Annotated in this window: 16 protein-coding genes and 1 riboswitch; all 16 genes read left to right on the top strand. The window is 40.5% G+C overall.

Annotated elements, in window-relative coordinates:
- Positions 1–161: 161 nt before the first annotated feature.
- The 16 genes from ABC255_RS18245 to ABC255_RS18170 all read left to right on the top strand — a co-directional run bounded on the left by ABC255_RS18245 (position 162) and on the right by ABC255_RS18170 (position 17,980).
- Positions 162–1,700 carry a spore germination protein gene (locus tag ABC255_RS18245; protein WP_412995693.1) on the top strand — a complete coding sequence of 513 codons (1,539 nt, stop codon included), beginning with the start codon at positions 162–164 and terminating at the stop codon, positions 1,698–1,700.
- Positions 1,697–2,809: a GerAB/ArcD/ProY family transporter gene (locus ABC255_RS18240; protein ID WP_412995691.1), complete on the top strand. Its 1,113-nt coding sequence runs from the start codon at positions 1,697–1,699 to the stop codon at positions 2,807–2,809. Before ABC255_RS18245 ends, ABC255_RS18240 begins: the two co-directional genes overlap by 4 nt.
- Positions 2,806–4,068 (top strand): Ger(x)C family spore germination protein, encoded by a 1,263-nt coding sequence (locus ABC255_RS18235; protein WP_412995689.1) that lies wholly within the window; start codon positions 2,806–2,808, stop codon positions 4,066–4,068. Before ABC255_RS18240 ends, ABC255_RS18235 begins: the two co-directional genes overlap by 4 nt.
- A gap of 400 nt (positions 4,069–4,468) precedes the next feature.
- Entirely contained in the window at positions 4,469–6,877 is a 2,409-nt protein-coding gene (gene nirB / locus ABC255_RS18230; protein ID WP_412995687.1) for a nitrite reductase large subunit NirB, read from the top strand.
- A 20-nt stretch (positions 6,878–6,897) separates the two neighbouring features.
- A complete protein-coding gene (gene nirD / locus ABC255_RS18225) occupies positions 6,898–7,221 on the top strand; it encodes a nitrite reductase small subunit NirD (RefSeq protein ID WP_412998583.1) in 324 nt (107 codons plus the stop codon).
- Positions 7,222–7,821: 600 nt separating this feature from the next.
- The gene (locus tag ABC255_RS18220) at positions 7,822–8,667 is read left to right on the top strand and encodes a formate/nitrite transporter family protein (RefSeq protein WP_412995685.1); all 846 of its coding nucleotides are present in this window, start codon (positions 7,822–7,824) and stop codon (positions 8,665–8,667) included.
- 15 nt (positions 8,668–8,682) lie between these two features.
- Complete coding sequence (gene cobA / locus ABC255_RS18215) at positions 8,683–9,456, top strand: uroporphyrinogen-III C-methyltransferase (protein ID WP_412995683.1); 774 nt, start codon at positions 8,683–8,685, stop codon at positions 9,454–9,456.
- On the top strand, positions 9,440–10,231 hold the full coding sequence (locus ABC255_RS18210; protein WP_412995681.1) for an anthranilate phosphoribosyltransferase: 792 nt from the start codon (positions 9,440–9,442) through the stop codon (positions 10,229–10,231). Before cobA (ABC255_RS18215) ends, ABC255_RS18210 begins: the two co-directional genes overlap by 17 nt.
- Positions 10,216–10,485, top strand: coding sequence for a transferase (locus ABC255_RS18205; RefSeq protein WP_412995679.1), 270 nt, complete (start codon positions 10,216–10,218; stop codon positions 10,483–10,485). Before ABC255_RS18210 ends, ABC255_RS18205 begins: the two co-directional genes overlap by 16 nt.
- 146 nt (positions 10,486–10,631) lie before the next feature.
- Positions 10,632–10,733: riboswitch (SAM riboswitch) on the top strand.
- 69 nt (positions 10,734–10,802) lie between these two features.
- On the top strand, positions 10,803–11,519 hold the full coding sequence (locus ABC255_RS18200) for a phosphoadenylyl-sulfate reductase (protein ID WP_412995677.1): 717 nt from the start codon (positions 10,803–10,805) through the stop codon (positions 11,517–11,519).
- 15 nt (positions 11,520–11,534) lie between these two features.
- The gene (gene cysP / locus ABC255_RS18195) at positions 11,535–12,593 is read left to right on the top strand and encodes a sulfate permease (protein WP_412995675.1); all 1,059 of its coding nucleotides are present in this window, start codon (positions 11,535–11,537) and stop codon (positions 12,591–12,593) included.
- A gap of 100 nt (positions 12,594–12,693) precedes the next feature.
- The gene (sat, locus tag ABC255_RS18190) at positions 12,694–13,866 is read left to right on the top strand and encodes a sulfate adenylyltransferase (protein ID WP_412995673.1); all 1,173 of its coding nucleotides are present in this window, start codon (positions 12,694–12,696) and stop codon (positions 13,864–13,866) included.
- Positions 13,867–13,878: 12 nt separating this feature from the next.
- A complete protein-coding gene (gene cysC / locus ABC255_RS18185) occupies positions 13,879–14,478 on the top strand; it encodes an adenylyl-sulfate kinase (protein ID WP_307195855.1) in 600 nt (199 codons plus the stop codon).
- Between the two features lie 30 nt (positions 14,479–14,508).
- The gene (gene cobA / locus ABC255_RS18180; RefSeq protein ID WP_412995671.1) at positions 14,509–15,285 is read left to right on the top strand and encodes a uroporphyrinogen-III C-methyltransferase; all 777 of its coding nucleotides are present in this window, start codon (positions 14,509–14,511) and stop codon (positions 15,283–15,285) included.
- 21 nt (positions 15,286–15,306) lie between these two features.
- A complete protein-coding gene (locus ABC255_RS18175; RefSeq protein WP_412995669.1) occupies positions 15,307–16,032 on the top strand; it encodes a sirohydrochlorin chelatase in 726 nt (241 codons plus the stop codon).
- A gap of 142 nt (positions 16,033–16,174) precedes the next feature.
- Positions 16,175–17,980, top strand: coding sequence for an assimilatory sulfite reductase (NADPH) flavoprotein subunit (locus ABC255_RS18170; RefSeq protein ID WP_412995667.1), 1,806 nt, complete (start codon positions 16,175–16,177; stop codon positions 17,978–17,980).
- Positions 17,981–18,006 lie beyond the last annotated feature (26 nt).

Here is an 18,006-nt window from a genome sequence, read left to right as displayed (position 1 = left end):
TTAGGTAGAGGTGAAACCTCCCCTATGTACCAAAAAGTGGAATAGATTAGATAAGAATAAACAATGCTAATAAGGAGGTTTAAAGTTTTTTTAAGCGTAAATTGCGACATTATGACATTACCGTAAAAAACATGTGAAGCCAGTAGGAGTGGTAACGTACATTGAGACGTCCATTTTTTAAAAAAATAAAAACAAAACATTTAGAAATAAGTGAAGAGTTGTTTCAAACTGATGAAAGTATTAAAAAAAACTACATTTCAGGTGACCTATTCCTTGATGTTTCTCAAATAAAGGAGCTTTACTCTTATCCAAAAAATATAGACTTTACAGTGAGAGAATTCACGATTCATATGATGGGTAGAAAGGCAGTTATTTTCTTTATTCCATCTTTAACTGATACGAGGTTAATTGATGAGGAGATCATAAAACCATTAATCTTAGCAACCAAAGAAATTATTGATATTCCTTCAGCTATAAGCATCAGTGCATTCAAAGAGGAGAAGATAATATCCGATGCAGTAAGTGAGTTAAACACAGGAGCCACTTTGTTACTAGTTGAAGGCGTGAATGTAATCTATGTGTTAAAAACATCATCTTCAGCAGGTAGAAGTGTTGAAAAGCCACAAAATGAAACGACGTTATTAGGTCCTAAAGAATCATTCGTAGAAAGAGCAGACGTAAATATTTCGCTGATTCGGAAAAAAATTCGCTCTGAAGATTTCACTGTAGAAAAAATGATCATCGGCAGTCGTTCCCAAAATGAAGTCTATATCATTTACAACAAAGAATTAGCTGGTGAGAAAGTATTAGATGAAGTTAAATCAAGGATTGGGGCTGTTCAAAAAGACGCAGTCCAAAATCTCGGTCTCCTTATTCAATATATAGAAGATCGATCAGCCAGCTTATTTCCGACCATTTTACAGACGGAAAGACCAGACAGAGCGGCCTCTTTTATCGAAGATGGTCATGTTATTGTTGTGATGAACAACTCCCCGTTTGCCATTGTAGCACCAGCGACATTTTGGTCCTTTTATCATTCTGCCGACGATCATTATTTACGATTTATATACGGTAATTTCACAAGATTACTACGGATGACAGCGATGTTTATTACATTGTTTACTCCTTCTATTTATATCGCAATTACAAATTATCACATCGAAATGCTTCCTGCTGATTTACTCTTAGCGATTGCTGGTGCACGGGAGATGGTTCCGTTCCCTGCTATTTTAGAATTACTCTTAATGGAAATGGCGTTTGAATTGATTCGGGAGGCGGGGATTCGAGTGCCGACTCCGATTGGTCCCACTATTGGCATTGTTGGTGCATTAATTTTAGGGCAGGCTGCAGTTGAGGCAAATGTGGTTAGTCCCATCGTGGTAATCGTGGTGGCATTAACGGGTCTCTCGTCCTTTGCGATCAGTGATGTGAATTTGAATTACGCTATAAGGATAGCTCGATTTGGTTTTCTTTTATCCGCTAGTTTATTTGGTATTTTTGGCATGGTGGGTATCTTTATGATTGGATTATTTTATTTATCGGTTGTTAAAACGTTTGGTGTCCCTTATTTGGCGCCGTTTACTCCGAAATACAAGTCTTCAAAAGACACATTATTTCGAGGATTATTAAAGAATGAAATATTAAGACCAGCCTATGTAAAAACGAAGGATTTAACAAAAGAGCCTGTTCAAAATGAGTGAAAATAGGTGGTAGTTTGGTTAAGGTTGAGAAGGATTTAATAGGTATTAGGGAGTTTTTTTCAATTATTGTCTTTATGATAAGTACTAAGGCCACAGATATGACGACAACAAGACTTTTTGGAGATACCTTTAATGCAGCCTGGATGGTCATTATTGGTTCCTTTGTCATCATTCTCCCTTCTATCATTGTATTAAATCTGGTCTTAAAAAAATATCAAACGAAAAATTTAATAGAACTCCTGCAAATGGCGATGGGCAGGCATATCGCTTTTGGGATTGGGTTCATTCTGTTTATTTTCTTGTTAGTTAATACATCAGTAGAAAGCAGGAGCTACGCGGACCAACTTATTACGATGAATTTTCCAAAGACTCCATTATTTATCCTTTACACTGCATTGTTATTAATTTGTTTATGGGGTGCTAATAAAGGCTGGGAAGCACTTGGTTCTGTGGCATGGATGGTCTTTCCTTACGTTACAGTTGCATTAGGGATATTGGTTTTCTTACTGGCAAAAGATTCTGTAATAAATAGGCTATTTCCTTTGTTTGGACCTGGTAAATGGGAGGTAGCAAAGTCTAGCTTTGAGAATGTAACTATGTATGCAGAAGCCTTTTTCGTTTCTATGTTGTATCCCTTTGTCAAAGACCATAAAACCTATACTAGAGGACTTTTTGGTTCGTTAGTCTATACCGTTTTGATGATGATGATACTTTATATTTGCTACACATTAGTATTTGATTATCGGAGTGTAGGGAAAATTACCTACCCATTTAACGAAGCAACTAGACTAGTGTCGATTGGAAGAGTGATTACTAATATCGAAACCTTTTTTTTAACTTTTTGGTTATTGGTGATTATAGTAAAGTTTGCTGTTTATTTATATTTGGTAAGTATGTTGTTTGGATATGTTTTTAATATAAAAGAATTTGAACATACTCTTATTCCAATTACTATATTAGTTCTATTGCTAGGAATGATTCCGACAAATCAAATAGAAAATATCTTTATCTATAAGCGAAATATAATCATCTATTCGAAGTATATGTTCCTGCTCCTTCCTCCGTTGCTTTGGTTATTACTCAAAGTAAAGGAGGTAAGAAATAGATGAGTTACATAAAAACCATCATTTTAGGATTGGTGATTCTCTTTTTTCTTACCGGATGCTGGGATCGAAAAGAGTTAGAGCAAATGTCATACACGATTGCAATTGGATTAGATTTACCTGACAAGAACGATGTCGATGAAAAACAAGCGGTGGATGTTACCTTTCAATTTGCTAATCCAAAACTTAATATTAAGGGAGCGCCAGGGCAGGAAGAAGACCCCGAGAGAAATATCGTTACCTTGACAGCACCGGATTTTGTAACGGCAAAGAATATGGCGAATTCTTTTGTTACAAGGCAAATCTCATTCAGTCACGCTAAAGTAATCGTGGTATCAGAGGAACTGGCAAGAACAGACAGTTTTTACCGTTTCATTGGAGCTGCGCTCAAGGAGAGAGAAGTTCGTCGTGAAACAAATATTATCGTAACAAAAGAGAAAGCATCTGAATTTATTAGAAAAAATAAACCAGAGTCTCAAATACGTGCACATAAATATTACCAGTTTATTATCGATCGATCAGTTGAAACCGGTTTAGTACCAGAATCCTCAATTAATCGTCTATTAGCAATTACAGATGGAGATGCAGACCTCTTTTTAGCCATGAACGGCTCAATTGGTAAAAAAGACAATGGCGTTAAATTTAAAGAGGAGGACCAATATTTAGCTGGCAGTGTTCCGAAAAAAGGTGGGAATATGGTGCAGTTAATAGGTTCTGCGGTGTTTAAAGAAGGGAAAATGATTGGTAAATTAACAGGAGAAGAGACCCGAAGTGCTCTTCTCCTGGATAATACATCGAGGATTGAAGATATGTATGTGAATTATCAAGATCCGTTGTACGAAAAATATATGGTAGCATGCAGAGTTAAGAAAAAAACGGCTACGAAGGTAAAAGTCAAATTAAGAAAGGGACCGCCTGTAATTAATGTCATGGTGCCTATTGAAGTTGAAGTATTATCTGCACCAAGTATGGAAAATTACGCTGAAAACTTAGAAAAACAGTTGATCTTGAAAAAGAAGATTGAAAGTGAATTAAAAGAAAATTTAAGTGCACTAGTTAAAAGAACCCAAGATGAATTCAAATCAGAACCATTTTATTGGTCTTTGTATGCACGTCCGTTATTCAGTTCAGTGAAGGAGTACGAAAAGTGGGACTGGACCAATAAAAATTACCCTTTTGCAAATGTGAATATTAAGGTAGATGTAGAAATTGTCGGATTCGGTAAGCAGATGAAGGAATCTGAAATGGAAAAGGTGAGGGATTAGTCGTGAAGGTCATTTTATGGTTTGTAGTTCTTTTTGGTGCATTTTATAGTTTCGCGCATGCTTATTTCCTGATTAAAGATAAAAATAAACTAGGTGCTTTCGGCATTACAATAATTGGCTTAGTGATATGCGTGTGTCCCTTTTTCATTAGATTAAAATAATACTCTCATACCATGTGGTAAATTGTTTTATGGACTTCAATTCAGAGGTCCAATTTTTTTTGAATTTTGGGGTGAAATGTATCCGTTATCAACTTGGTGAAATAAGGTTTTTTTTGACACTTTAGTAGGTTAAAGTAGTAAAATAATGTGTTAGATAACCTTCCAAACTCATGTAAATAAAGTTGTCATGATGTTATAAATAATTCAGACAATTCAAAACGAATAAGGAAGGTGCTCACATGATAAAACAAAAGCTAGTACTTATAGGAAATGGAATGGCAGGAGTCAGAGCGATAGAAGAAGTGTTGAAAATCAACCCAGAGGGATTTGAAGTTACTATTTTTGGCACTGAGCCCTATCCAAATTATAATCGAATTCAGTTATCAAAGGTCCTGCAGGGTGGTACTTCAGTAAGTGACATTACCTTAAATGACTGGGAATGGTACGAAGATAACAAGATCCGTTTTTATCCTGGAGAGACGGTAACATCCGTTAATACAACAAACCAAACTGTGAGTACCGATAAAGGGCGAATTGAGTCCTATGATCAGTTGATCATTGCCACAGGCTCTAACCCATTCATGCTTCCATTACCAGGGGCAGATAAGGAAGGGGTAAAGGCGTTTCGTAATATTAAAGACTGCGAAGAGATGATTGAATATTCAAAAACATACAAAAAAGCAGCGGTCATCGGCGGAGGCTTACTTGGATTGGAAGCAGCAAGGGGCCTTCTTAACCTCGGAATGGAGGTAGATGTCATTCATATTTTCGATTATTTAATGGAGCGTCAGTTAGATAAAACGGCAGGTAAATTGCTACAAACAGAACTAGAAAAACAGGGAATGAATTTTATTTTACAAAAAAATACTGCAGAAATTACCGGCAGAAAACATGTCACAGGATTAAAGTTTTCGGATGGCAGCAGAATTAAAGCAGATTTGGTCGTGATGGCGGTTGGGATTAAACCGAATGTCGCGTTGGCACAAGAAGCGGGTATACCTGTTAACCGAGGTATCCTTGTGAATGATTATTTAGAGACAGATATTCCAAATGTGTTTGCGGTAGGGGAATGTGCCGAGCACCGCGGAATTGCCTACGGATTAGTTGCGCCGCTATATCAGCAAGGACAAGTATTAGCGAAAAGACTCTGCGGGATACAAGATAAAGGCTACCAAGGTTCGGTATTATCAACCCAATTAAAAGTGTCTGGTGTCGATGTTTTCTCTGCAGGAAAAATCAATGAAGATGAGAGTACCAAAGTATATAAAATGTACGACGATTGGAATGGTACTTATAAGAAAGTACTCATTGAAAACGGAAAAATTGCAGGTGCTGTCCTGTTTGGTGATACAAAGGATGGAAATAAGTTATTCGATTTTATCAAAAAAGGGGCACTGATTGAGGAGTATTTAGAGTCATCTCAAAGTGCTAATTCTGAGGTTGATTTAGTAGCAAACATGTCTAATGAAGAGATTATTTGCGGCTGTAATGGTGTCACCAAAGGAAGTATTGTAGAGGCAATAAAAGCAAATGGATTAACGACGGTTGATCAGGTGAAAGGGTGTACGAACGCTTCCCGTTCATGTGGGGGTTGCAGGTCACTTGTCTCAGATTTACTCTCTTGTACACTTGGTGACCAATACCAGACGGACCAAAAGGAAGCAATCTGCGGCTGTACCACATTATCAAGAGATGAAGTAATTGCCGAAATTCGTGAAAAGGGTCTCACTCATATTCGCGAGGTAATGAACGTGCTGGAGTGGGAGTCAGATGGATGTTCAAAATGTAAACCGGCTCTAAATTATTACTTAGGAATGATTAATCCACTAAAATATCAAGACGAGCACGAAGCCAGATATGTCAATGAAAGAATGCATGCGAATATCCAAAAGGACGGTACCTACTCCGTTGTTCCTAGAATGTATGGCGGCGTTACAACCTCTGATGACTTACGAAAAATTGCCGATGTTGCCGATAAATATAAAGTTGGCATGATAAAGGTTACGGGCGGACAACGAATCGATTTACTAGGTGTCTATAAAGAAGACCTGCCAAAGATTTGGGCAGAGCTTGATATGCCATCTGGGTCTGCTTATTCTAAAGGACTTCGCACAGTAAAAACCTGTGTAGGTGAAAGTTTCTGCCGATTTGGAACACAGGATTCTATTGGAATGGGAATTCGACTAGAAAGGAAGTTCGAAGGCTTAAACACTCCTCATAAATTGAAAATGGCAGTGTCAGCTTGTCCGCGTAACTGTGCAGAAAGCGGAATTAAAGATGTCGGAGTTGTCGGTGTGGAAGGTGCTTGGGAAATGTATGTCGGCGGCAATGGCGGGACTCATCTGCGTGAAGCGGATTTGTTGTTTAAGTTCAAATCAGGTGATGAGTTGGTCGAGATGATTGGTGCATTCCTTCAATATTATCGTGAAAGTGCTAAATACCTGGAAAGGACTTCAGCATGGGTGGAGCGCTTAGGAATAGACCATATTAGAGAGGTACTCTCTGATGAATTAATGGTGAAGGAATACAATAATCGAATTGATGAGGCACTGTCTGTGGTTAAAGATCCATGGAAAGAAGCGATTAATAATAAGAACCTTTTAAGAGACTTATATCAAAATGTAAAGGTACCAGTAGAAACGAAATAATGGGGAGTGGAGTGGATCTTATGGAAAAAACATTACGCAGCGTCTTCATCGGGGAAGTAGCGGAATTACCACAAAAGTTGGGAAAAACAGTCATCGTCGGCAATAAGGAAATCGCCGTTTTTAAAACAGAAAATGGCGATATACGAGCCATTGAGAACCGTTGTCCCCATAAAGGCGGCGTTCTCGCGGAAGGAATACTCAGTGGTGAATATGTATTTTGCCCTATGCACGATTGGAAAATAAGCGTTAAAGACGGCAAGGTTCAGTCACCGGATGTAGGGTGCGTTCAGACATATCCAGTGGAGGTTAAGGATGGTCAAGTATTTGTCTTAATCAGAGAATAGAAGGGGATGTAGGTTCCTCTTTCGATAGGTTCATAGTGACCGGGTAAGCGTGGAGATTGTGGTTTCGGTCACTATAAGAGGTTTATAGTGACCGTGTAAGCGTGGAAGTTGTGGATTCGGTCACTATAAGAGGTTTATAGTGACCGTGTAAGCGTGGAAATTGTGGTTTCGGTCACTATAAGAGGTTTATAGTGACCGTGTAAGCGTGGAAATTGTGGATTCGGTCACTATAAGAGGTTTATAGTGACTGTGTAAGCGTGGAAATTGTGGTTTCGGTCACTATAAGAGGTTTATAGTGACCGAAATCGAGGAGAGATAGTGGTTTGGGTAACTATAGGAGGTTTATAGTGACCGAATTCGAGGAGAGGTAGTGGTTTGGTTAACTATAGGAGGTTTATAGTGACCGAATTCGAGGAGAGGTAGTGGTTTGGGTAACTATAGGAGGTTTATAGTGACCGAAATCGAAGAGAGCTTGCGGTTTGGGTAACTATAAGAGGTTCATAGCGACTGAACCAAAAGAGAGAGAAGGGTTAGGGTCACCAAGAAAAGTCCAAAGTGAACGATGAGGAAACAGACCCATTAAAATGAGGAGGTGAAAAGATGTCGATAATAAGTCCAAATCAAGTAGTGGAAAGTATGATTCAAGCAGGAAAAGTAAAGGCGAAATTACCTGTTAAAGATCTGCTCATCAGGGGTGCACTAAGTGGAGCGTTGCTCGGATTTGGCACAACATTGGCTTTTACAGCTGAGATCCAAACAGGACTAGGGATTGTCGGGGCATTACTTTTTCCTGCTGCATTTGTCATTATTATTCTCCTTGGATTGGAATTAGTTACCGGAAGTTTTGCTCTCATTCCCGTTGCAGTAATGGCGAAAAAAGCAACAGGAACCGAGATGTTAAAGAATTGGTTTTGGGTCATTGTTGGTCATGTAATTGGAGCTGTTTTTTACGCCATTTTATATATAGTAGCAGTTACACAGCTCGGTCAGGTCACCAATCATGCAGTTGCAGCAAAAATCCTTGCAGTGGCAGAAACGAAAACGCTGGGGTACAAAAGTCTCGGTTCAGAAGGGTTGCTCGTCGTATTTGTAAAAGCGATGCTCTGTAATTGGATGGTGACACTTGGTGTTGTAATGGCAATGACGACAAAGTCCGTAATTGGAAAAATTGCGGCAATGTGGCTGCCAATAGTAATTTTCTTTGCCCAAGGCTTTGAGCACGGAGTGGTCAATATGTTTGTCATCCCAGCAGGCATGATTCTTGGCGCAGATATTAGCATAGCTGATTGGTGGCTGTGGAATCAAATACCTGTGCTAATTGGGAATTTAGTCAGTGGGGCTCTTTTTACCGGATTCGCACTTTATTATACACACGGGAAACAAGAATCGAGAATGGTTTTGGAAATGCCCAGAACAAAAGCAGCAGTATCGAGTACACAGCGATAAGAAGGAGCGATGGTTATGGGAAAAGCGTATATTGTTGGAGCAGGTCCGGGTGACCCGGAATTAATAACGGTAAAGGCATTAAGATGTATCCAGAATGCAGAAGTTATTCTATATGACCGTTTGGTTAATCCGGAACTGTTAAAGGAAGCAAAAACGAATTGCCAGCTTATTTATTGTGGGAAACAACCAAATTATCATACATTACAGCAAGAAACAATCAACCATCTGTTAGTGAAGTACACCAAACAAGGGAAAAACGTTGTGCGATTAAAAGGCGGTGATCCTTTCGTATTTGGACGCGGAGCGGAGGAGGTGGAAGCCTTGGTGGCAAAGGGGCTTCAAGTGGAAGTAGTTCCAGGTATAACAGCAGGTATAGCCGCCCCTGTCTATGCTGGAATTCCAATTACACACCGAGAATTAAGCAGTTCTTTTGCTATCGTCACGGGGCATAAGTCGACGGGGAAACCAACCGATATTAATTGGAAAAGTCTCGCAACTGCAGTTGATACGCTGGCGATTTATATGGGGATCACAAATCTACCTTATATTTGCGAGGAATTACTGAAGCATGGAAAAAAGGAAAATACCCCTGTTGCGGTCATTCAGCAAGGAACAACGTTAGCGCAGCGAACGGTTACAGGGACACTTAGCTCAATTGTCGGTGTGGTTGAAAAAGAAGGTATTCAAAATCCTGCTATGATCGTTGTTGGAGAAGTTGTCACCTTCCGTGATAAAATAAGTTTACTAGAGGAAGAGGGGAAGGCGGAAAGCTATGCAACAATGGCTTAAAGAGGTCGCAAGAGGAAAAAGAGGGTCCAAAGACTTAGATTATCAACAAACAAAAGAAGTCGCTCAAACGATTATTAGCGGCAAGGCAACAGATGCGCAAATTGCAGCATATCTGATTGCGCTCCGCTTGAAAACGGAATCGCCGGAGGAATTGCTCGCATTTGTGCATGCCTATCAGGATGTTAGTAATAAACTAGAGCCGTCAAACCAGTCAATTATTGATCTGGCCAGTCCGTATAATGGAAGGAATTCTTTTACAGGAAGTATACCAACAGCCATTTTGATGGCTGAATACGGGTTTCCAGTGTTTTTACATGGCAGCGATTCACTGCCGCCGAAATATGGAATAGCGCTTAAGGATATACTTATACATTTAGGTCTAAATGTTTCTCAACCGCCACAAAGATTGGTGAAAACAATTCAAGAAGCAGGAATTGCATTTGCAAACACAGAGGAATATTGCCCTAGTTTAGGAAAGCTGAGGGGGATTCGCAAAGAGCTGGGGGTAAGAACTCTTTTTAATACAGTAGAGAAGTTATTAAATTTAGCGAATGCAGAATCACTTATGATGGGTGCTTATCATCGGACAGCGATTAACAAAATTGCCCCTATTTTTAAAGAGCTTTCCTTTAAAAATGTTTATGTGGTTCAAGGAATGGAAGGTTCTGAGGATTTGCCTGTTCACCGCAACAGCTTTATTTATAAAATTACAGACAATAAAATCGAATCATCGATTGTCAAACCAGAGGAAATGGGCTGTTGGTGCAAGAGTTAGATAAGGATACCAAGCTGTCTGCACAAGAACAGTCTGACATTACGCTGGCGATTCTCAGTGGGGAACAATCCAAATCATTACAGCTATTTTACAATCAAGTGCTTTTTAACACCGGCATCCGCTATTACCTGTTCGGTGTCGTCAATGATATAGGAGAAGGTATAGAGATAGCTAAAAAACAACTAAACGAACAACGAGGTTTAACTCAATTAGAAAAATGGAAAGTAAGTCAGCCTGAAAATATTACTACGTAACGTGAGCGTTCTGGACGAAATATCCGTCTAGGACGCTTAATTTTTTATTGGGCTAAAATAGAGACAAATTAATTTTTCTAAATTTTATATTTTTTCATTTACATAAAACCTATTGGTATGGTAGGATTAATTTCATCAATTACAAATACTTATCAAGAGAGGCTGAGGGACTGGTCCTATGAAGCCCGGCAACCTGCTGTGCAAGGTGCTAATTCCAGCAAAATGGTCTTCATTTTGGGAGATAAGGCGTTAAACAATCGTGAGATGCCTTTCCTTTTTGGGAAGGCTTTTTTGATAAACAGAGGAGGTTTATAGGAATGGCTACAACGGTAACATATGAAAACTGGAGTGAAATATCCGATCAATTCTCTATTGAGGATAAAACAAAAGGAGCAAAATCGGTATTGGAGTGGGCATACAACTCTTATGCAGAAGACCAAATTGTCTATGCATCCAGTTTTGGTGCAGAGGCAATCGTATTAATCGATCTCATCCAGCAGGTTAAGCCAGACGCGCATATCGTTTTCCTAGATACAGGCTTACACTTTCCGGAAACATATGAGGTTATTAACAAAATCGAAGAGCGTTTCCCTTCATTAAATATAGAGCGAAAACTGCCAAAGCTGACATTAGATGAGCAACGCGAGCAATATGGGTCAGCACTATGGAAGAGGGAGCCTAACCAATGCTGTAATATCCGTAAAGTCATTCCATTAAGGGAGACGCTGACGGCGAAACAAGCTTGGATCTCAGGGCTTCGAAGGGAACAATCACCAACAAGAGCAAACACTCAATTTTTAAATAAAGATGATAAGTTTCAGAACATTAAAATCTGTCCGCTCATTCACTGGACATGGGACGAAGTTTGGGCCTATATCAAGGAAAAAGACCTCCCTTACAATACCTTGCATGATCAAAATTACCCTAGTATCGGCTGTTTTCCTTGTACACAGCCTGTTAGTGCAGATGGTGATTCACGTGCAGGACGCTGGTCGGGAAGCGGCAAGACGGAGTGTGGCTTACACACATCCTAAAAGGGGGCTTTTAGATTGCTCACAGTTATAGCAGTAATAATTGGTTTGTTTTTTGCAGTCAATATTGGAGCTAGCGGTGCAGCTGCTTCAATGGGGATATCTTATGGAGCAGGGGTAGTAAAGAAGAGATTGGCATTGTTAATGTGCGGTGTTACCGTATTCTTTGGGGCATGGCTAGGCGGTGGCGAAGTGGTAAAAACCATTGGCAGCGGAATTGTTCCAAACAGCACTTTTACCGTACCTATCGCTCTTATCGTATTAGCTTCAGCAGCACTATCGTTGTTTTTGGCTAATATATTCGGAATCCCACTGTCGACGAGTGAAGTAGCAGTTGGATCGGTGGTAGGTGCCGGAATCGTTTATCAATCCGTATTTGTTAGTAACTTAGCAATGATTATGGTCTTCTGGCTGCTTACTCCTTTTGCAGCATTCGTGATTGCCATCCTAGCTGCGAATCTATTAAAAATCAAAACATTGAAACGCTGGATGGAGGCGCCGAAAGCCATTCCTATCCTATCCGTACTTGTCGTATGTATGGGGTTATTTGAAGCTTTCTCAGCGGGGATGAACAATGTCGCCAACGCTGTGGGACCGCTAGTCGGGGCTGACATTATGTCGACAAGTTCTGGGATTTTCTGGGGCGGGCTTTTTGTCGCAGCTGGTGCCATTCTGTTAGGACAGCGTGTTCTTGAAACGAATGGTAAAAAAATTACCACGCTTCGGCTGGAAGAAGGCTGTGTTATTTCTGGAACAGGAGCAGCAATTGTTACTGTAGCCTCGGTTTTTGGGATTCCTGTTCCACTGACACAAATCACGACATCGTCAATTATCGGCATCGGCTTTGCCAAGCATGGCAAATCTGTCCTAAAAAAGGGTATAGTGGTGCAGCTTCTTACGGTTTGGATTGTGTCACCTGTACTGTCCATGGTGCTTTCCTACACACTGATCCAGTTGCTAATCGAGCATAACTTTTATCCAATAGTTGCGATGGCAGGCGTTTTAATCTCTGTATTCGGAGTGTCGTTTTTGATGAAAAAGTCAAATCAGCCAGTTACTGAAGCAGTAGAAAAGTAGTTTGATAGAGTTTCGCTAAAACATTTTGATTTCACCGATAAATTCTTTATCGCTGATATAAATCTCTAATTTAGAGGATTTTAAAAAAAACGTAAATTAAATGAAGAAAGGTTTGATTCTGTTGTCATTTTTACCAGCACCTCATGGAGGTAAACTTATCCAAGCATTTGATCCAAACTATGATGTAACATCCATTGTAAAAGAACTAGAAATCGACGCCATTGCCTTAAGTGACCTTGAGTTAATCGGTGTTGGGTTATTTAGTCCCTTAACCGGTTTCCTTGGGAAAGCCGATTATGAAAATGTCGTGGAGAACATGCGCCTTGCAGACAATACGATTTGGTCAATTCCTGTTACACTTCCTGTTTCCTATGAAACAGCAGCAACACTTGAGGTAGGGGAGAAAATCAAGCTTGTATACAATAAAGAAGTATATGGAGTTATTACCGTTTCAGAATGGTATGAACCGAATCTAGACAAAGAAGCGGTTGAGGTATATAGAACGCTTGAAACAGCTCATCCTGGTGTAAAGCGTCTGTATGAAAGAGGCCCTGTCTATGTGGCTGGGGATATCACACTTGTTAAAAAACCAGAAAAAGGTGTTTTCAGTGATGTCTGGTTTGAGCCAAAGGAAACACGTGCATTGTTTGAAGCAAAAGGCTGGAAAACAGTTGTAGGCTTCCAAACAAGAAATCCAATTCACCGCGCACATGAGTACATTCAAAAAGCAGCACTCGAAACAGTTGATGGACTTTTCGTAAACCCGCTTGTCGGGGAAACAAAGTCTGACGATATCCCAGCTGATGTTCGTCTAAAAAGCTATCGTGTCCTTCTTGAAAATTACTACCCGGCAGAACGTGTACAGCTTGGTGTATATCCAGCAGCGATGAGATATGCTGGCCCAAGAGAAGCGATCTTCCATGCAATTGCTCGTAAAAACTTTGGCTGCACTCATTTTATTGTTGGCCGTGACCATGCAGGTGTAGGTAATTATTATGGTACGTACGATGCTCAATTAATTTTTAGTGAATTCCCTGAAGGGGAGCTTGGCATTAAACCATTATTCTTTGAACATAGCTTCTATTGCACAAAGTGTGAAGGAATGGCTTCTGATAAAACTTGCCCGCATAGCAATGAAGACAGAGTGATTCTTTCTGGAACAAAAGTCAGAGAATTGCTTCGTGCAGGACAGCTTCCTCCATCCACATTCAGCCGTAAAGAGGTTGTTGAAGTGTTGATTGAAGGAATGAAAGAAGAAAAGGCGACGGTCTAAGGAGGAGAAATCATGACAAAAGCAACAAATATCACTTGGCATGCTAGTACCGTTTCAAAATCCGACCGTCATGCTCAAAATGGTCATGGAAGCTGTGTACTATGGTTTACTGGCCTTTCTGGTTCTGGTAAATCGACGATTGCAAACGCCGTATCAAGCGCTTTGTACCGTCAGGGTATTAATGAATATGTTCTCGATGGTGATAATATCCGCCACGGTTTAAACAAGGATCTCGGTTTTTCTGACCATGACCGGACAGAGAATATCAGAAGAATTGGCGAAGTCGCAAAATTGTTTGTAGATAGCGGTGCTGTTGTTACGACGGCATTTATCTCGCCATTCCGTTCCGATCGCGACCAGGTACGAGCTATTTTTGAAGAAGGCGAGTTTATTGAGGTTTTTGTAGACTGTCCTATTGATGAGTGTGAAAAGCGTGATCCTAAGCAGTTATATGCAAAGGCTCGACGCGGGGAAATAAAAGATTTCACTGGGATTGATTCGCCTTATGAAGCACCAGAGTTTCCAGAAATTACAGTCCGTTCTGACCTTTTAACAGTGGAAGAGGCAGTGAATCAAATATTAAGTTACCTCCAAGAAAAGAACATTCTCTAACATGAGTTAATAAGAAAGGATGGTTGATCAATGGTTGGCAAGGTTTATTTAGTAGGTGCGGGTCCTGGAGATCCAGATTTAATTACAGTAAAGGGATTGCGCTGCCTCAAGCAAGCTGATGTCATCCTCTATGATCGGCTGGTAAATCCTGAACTTTTGGAGAATGCGAAAGAGGGAGCACAACTTGTCTATTGCGGCAAGCTTCCACATTATCATACAATGAAACAGGAAACCATTAATCATTTCTTGGTGAAATACGCCAAAAAGGGGTACCAGGTTGTTCGCTTAAAAGGAGGAGACCCTTTTGTTTTCGGACGTGGCGGTGAAGAAGCGGAGGAATGTCAGAAGCATAATGTTCCATTTGAAATTGTTCCAGGTATTACAGCTGGAATCGCTGCTTCTGCATATGCAGGAATTCCTGTTACCCATCGTTCCTTAAGTAAAAGCTTCGCATTTATTACCGGTCATCAGGCTGGTGATGTCTGTGCCGAACACCAGTGGGCCCATTTGGCAAAGGGTGTCGATACAATCTGTGTGTATATGGGCGTATCACATCTTCCGATGATAACCAAACACTTAATCGTAAACGGTAAATCACCACAGACTCCGATTGCTCTGATTCATTGGGGTACATTAAGTGATCAGAGGATCGTGGTAGGAACACTTGAGAATATTGAAGAAGTGGTGGAAAGAGAGCAAATTACCAATCCAAGTATGATTGTGATTGGTGAGGTTGTGACATTGCACAAAAAATTGAATTGGTTTCAAGAAGAAATTGTACCTAATATTCCAGTAGCAAACCGGTAACAACAGAAGGGAGCACATTGTATGAAAGCAATTCTTTATATCGGCCACGGTACTCGCTCAAAAAAAGGTGCGGTCGAAATTAGAGCCTTTATTAACAAGGTTAAGGGGCGAATGGATGTACCGATTCAGGAACTTAGTTTCCTGGAGTTGACAGAGCCGCTGATTGAAGAAGGCTTTGAAAAATGTGTTGAACAAGGTGCAACGGAAATCGATGTCGTTCCTCTGTTTCTTTTGGCAGCGGGACACATAAAACGGGATATTCCATCGGCCTTGTCACCCTTGATGGCAAAATATCCTACTATTCCGGTAAAAATAAAGAATCCGTTTGGCGTCCAGGAGGTTATTTTGGATGGTGTCGCTGAGCTAATAAAAGATTCCGCAGGAGAAGTGGGTCCCGCAGATAGGTTATTGATTGTTGGTGTGGGCAGCAGTGACCCGGATGTTCACGTAAACTTTGCTAAGATTGCCGATGGTATCGGGGAGAGGCTTGGCCCTGAAAGGGTGTCCGTTTGCTATTTAGCAGCGACTGAACCAAAGTTAAGTGAGGGGTTGGAAACCATATCGGAAGGAGCTAAGGGCCGAGTAATCGTCGTTCCTTATATGCTATTTACCGGTCTCCTGTTTGCAGAAATAAACAAAATCGTTCGATCACGCCAAAAAGAAGGTCAAAGAATCCTTTGTACACAAGCTTTAAGCAACCATACCGTAATCGAAGATATCGTAATTCAACGTGCATTTGGTGAGTAGTGAATACGTAAAATTGTGCGGAATCAATCAGTACAAAATATTACAATAGAAATCTGTGTCATTAAATTAACAAATTTATAATCTTACAGCCTCTAAAAATACTGTATGATAAAGTTTATATTCCATAGTGAGGTGGATAACGTTGCAACTTCAGGTAATGAACAGTCCGTTTAATCAGGAGCAGGCGGAACTCCTTAATCGTCTTTTACCTACTTTTACTGAATCTCAAAAAGTGTGGTTGAGTGGGTATCTTGCAGGAGCAGCCTCTGCGCCATTGGCTTCTATCCTAGGAGTACCTGGCCAGCAAGGAAGCACTGAGGGGACAGCTTCAAAAGAAGTGACCATACTTTACGGTTCACAAACAGGTAATGCGCGAGGCTTAGCAAAAAAGGCTAGCACAACACTTGAGGGGAAAGGGTTCCAAGTAACTGTTTCAGCCATGAGTGATTTTAAGCCAAACAATATTAAGAAAGTAAAAAATCTACTTATTATCGTAAGTACGCACGGAGAAGGCGATCCACCGGATAATGCCCTAACATTCCATGAGTTTTTACATGGCAAGCGGGCTCCGAAGCTTGAGGACTTAAACTTTTCAGTCTTATCGCTTGGAGATAGCTCATATGAATTCTTCTGTCAAACAGGCAAACAATTTGATGCTCGTTTGGAGGAGCTAGGTGGTACCCGACTTTACCCACGTTTCGACTGTGATCTGGATTATGATGAACCAGCAGCAGAATGGCTTGAAGGAATCATCGGCAGCCTAGGTGAAGCAAAGGGTGGAATTCCTGCACTAACTCAGGCAGCAGCAACGCAAACTGTAGAATCAACCTATTCTAGAACCAATCCGTTTAGAGCAGAAGTTCTGGATAATCTCAATTTAAACGGTCGCGGATCGAATAAAGAAACACGACATCTGGAATTATCGCTTGAAGGGTCTGGGCTTAACTTCCAACCAGGGGATAGTCTTGGAATCTATCCAGAAAATGATCCTGAACTGGTTGAACTGCTACTTGAAGAATTGAAATGGAACCCAGAAGAAAGTGTAACCATTAATAAACAAGGCGAAGTTCTTTCTTTAAAAGATGCGCTAAAAACCTATTATGAGATTACAACATTAACAAAACCGCTTCTTCAAAAAGCAGCAGAACTTACTGCAAACAGCGAATTACTGGAGCTTCTAAATGATAGTGATAAAGTAAAATCCTATCTTGAAGGACATGATTTGCTTGATGTGGTTCGCAACTTTGGGCCGGTTAATAGCTCTCCTCAAGAGTTTGTTTCGATTCTTAGAAAAATGCCTGCACGACTTTACTCGATTGCAAGCAGCTTAAATGCAAATCCAGATGAAGTTCATTTAACAATAGGTGCTGTCCGTTACAACGCGCACGGTCGTGACCGTAAAGGTGTTTGCTCTATTTTTACAGCAGAACGATTACAGCCAGGAGACACGGTACCAATCTACATTCAACAAAACGAAAACTTTAAGCTCCCAGCGAATCCTGAGACGCCAATTATTATGGTAGGTCCAGGTACAGGTGTAGCACCATTCCGCTCCTTTATGCAAGAGCGCGAGGAAACAGGGGCCGCAGGTAAGTCTTGGATGTTCTTTGGAGACCAGCATTTCGTAACGGATTTCCTTTATCAGACAGAATGGCAAAAATGGTTGAAAGACGGTGTACTAACTAGAATGGATGTTGCTTTTTCAAGGGACACAGCTGAAAAAGTTTATGTTCAACACCGCATGCTTGAGCAAAGCAAAGAATTGTTCCAGTGGCTTCAAGAAGGTGCTCACATTTACATTTGCGGTGACGAAAAACATATGGCACATGACGTCCATCAAACACTTATTGAAATAATTGAAAAAGAAGGAAGCTTGGGCCGAGAAGAGGCAGAAGCCTACTTAGCAGATATGCAGCAACAAAAACGATACCAGCGCGATGTATATTGATACAGTAGTGGAAGGAGACTTTTCTT

It is taken from the genome of Neobacillus canaveralius (assembly GCF_047237705.1).
Classification (GTDB): domain Bacteria; phylum Bacillota; class Bacilli; order Bacillales; family Cytobacillaceae; genus Neobacillus; species Neobacillus niacini_K.
This window is presented reverse-complemented; position numbering and strand designations above follow the sequence as displayed.

Bases quoted from the DNA above. Each gene is read 5' to 3' on its own strand.
- nirD (WP_412998583.1), top strand. From the start codon at position 6,898: ATGGAAAAAACATTACGCAGCGTCTTCATCGGGGAAGTAGCGGAATTA.
- ABC255_RS18220 (WP_412995685.1), top strand. From the start codon at position 7,822: ATGTCGATAATAAGTCCAAATCAAGTAGTGGAAAGTATGATTCAAGCA.
- nirB (WP_412995687.1), top strand. From the start codon at position 4,469: ATGATAAAACAAAAGCTAGTACTTATAGGAAATGGAATGGCAGGAGTC.
- ABC255_RS18210 (WP_412995681.1), top strand. From the start codon at position 9,440: ATGCAACAATGGCTTAAAGAGGTCGCAAGAGGAAAAAGAGGGTCCAAA.
- ABC255_RS18200 (WP_412995677.1), top strand. From the start codon at position 10,803: ATGGCTACAACGGTAACATATGAAAACTGGAGTGAAATATCCGATCAA.
- ABC255_RS18235 (WP_412995689.1), top strand. From the start codon at position 2,806: ATGAGTTACATAAAAACCATCATTTTAGGATTGGTGATTCTCTTTTTT.
- cysC (WP_307195855.1), top strand. From the start codon at position 13,879: ATGACAAAAGCAACAAATATCACTTGGCATGCTAGTACCGTTTCAAAA.
- cobA (WP_412995671.1), top strand. From the start codon at position 14,509: ATGGTTGGCAAGGTTTATTTAGTAGGTGCGGGTCCTGGAGATCCAGAT.
- sat (WP_412995673.1), top strand. From the start codon at position 12,694: ATGAAGAAAGGTTTGATTCTGTTGTCATTTTTACCAGCACCTCATGGA.
- cobA (WP_412995683.1), top strand. From the start codon at position 8,683: ATGGGAAAAGCGTATATTGTTGGAGCAGGTCCGGGTGACCCGGAATTA.
- ABC255_RS18175 (WP_412995669.1), top strand. From the start codon at position 15,307: ATGAAAGCAATTCTTTATATCGGCCACGGTACTCGCTCAAAAAAAGGT.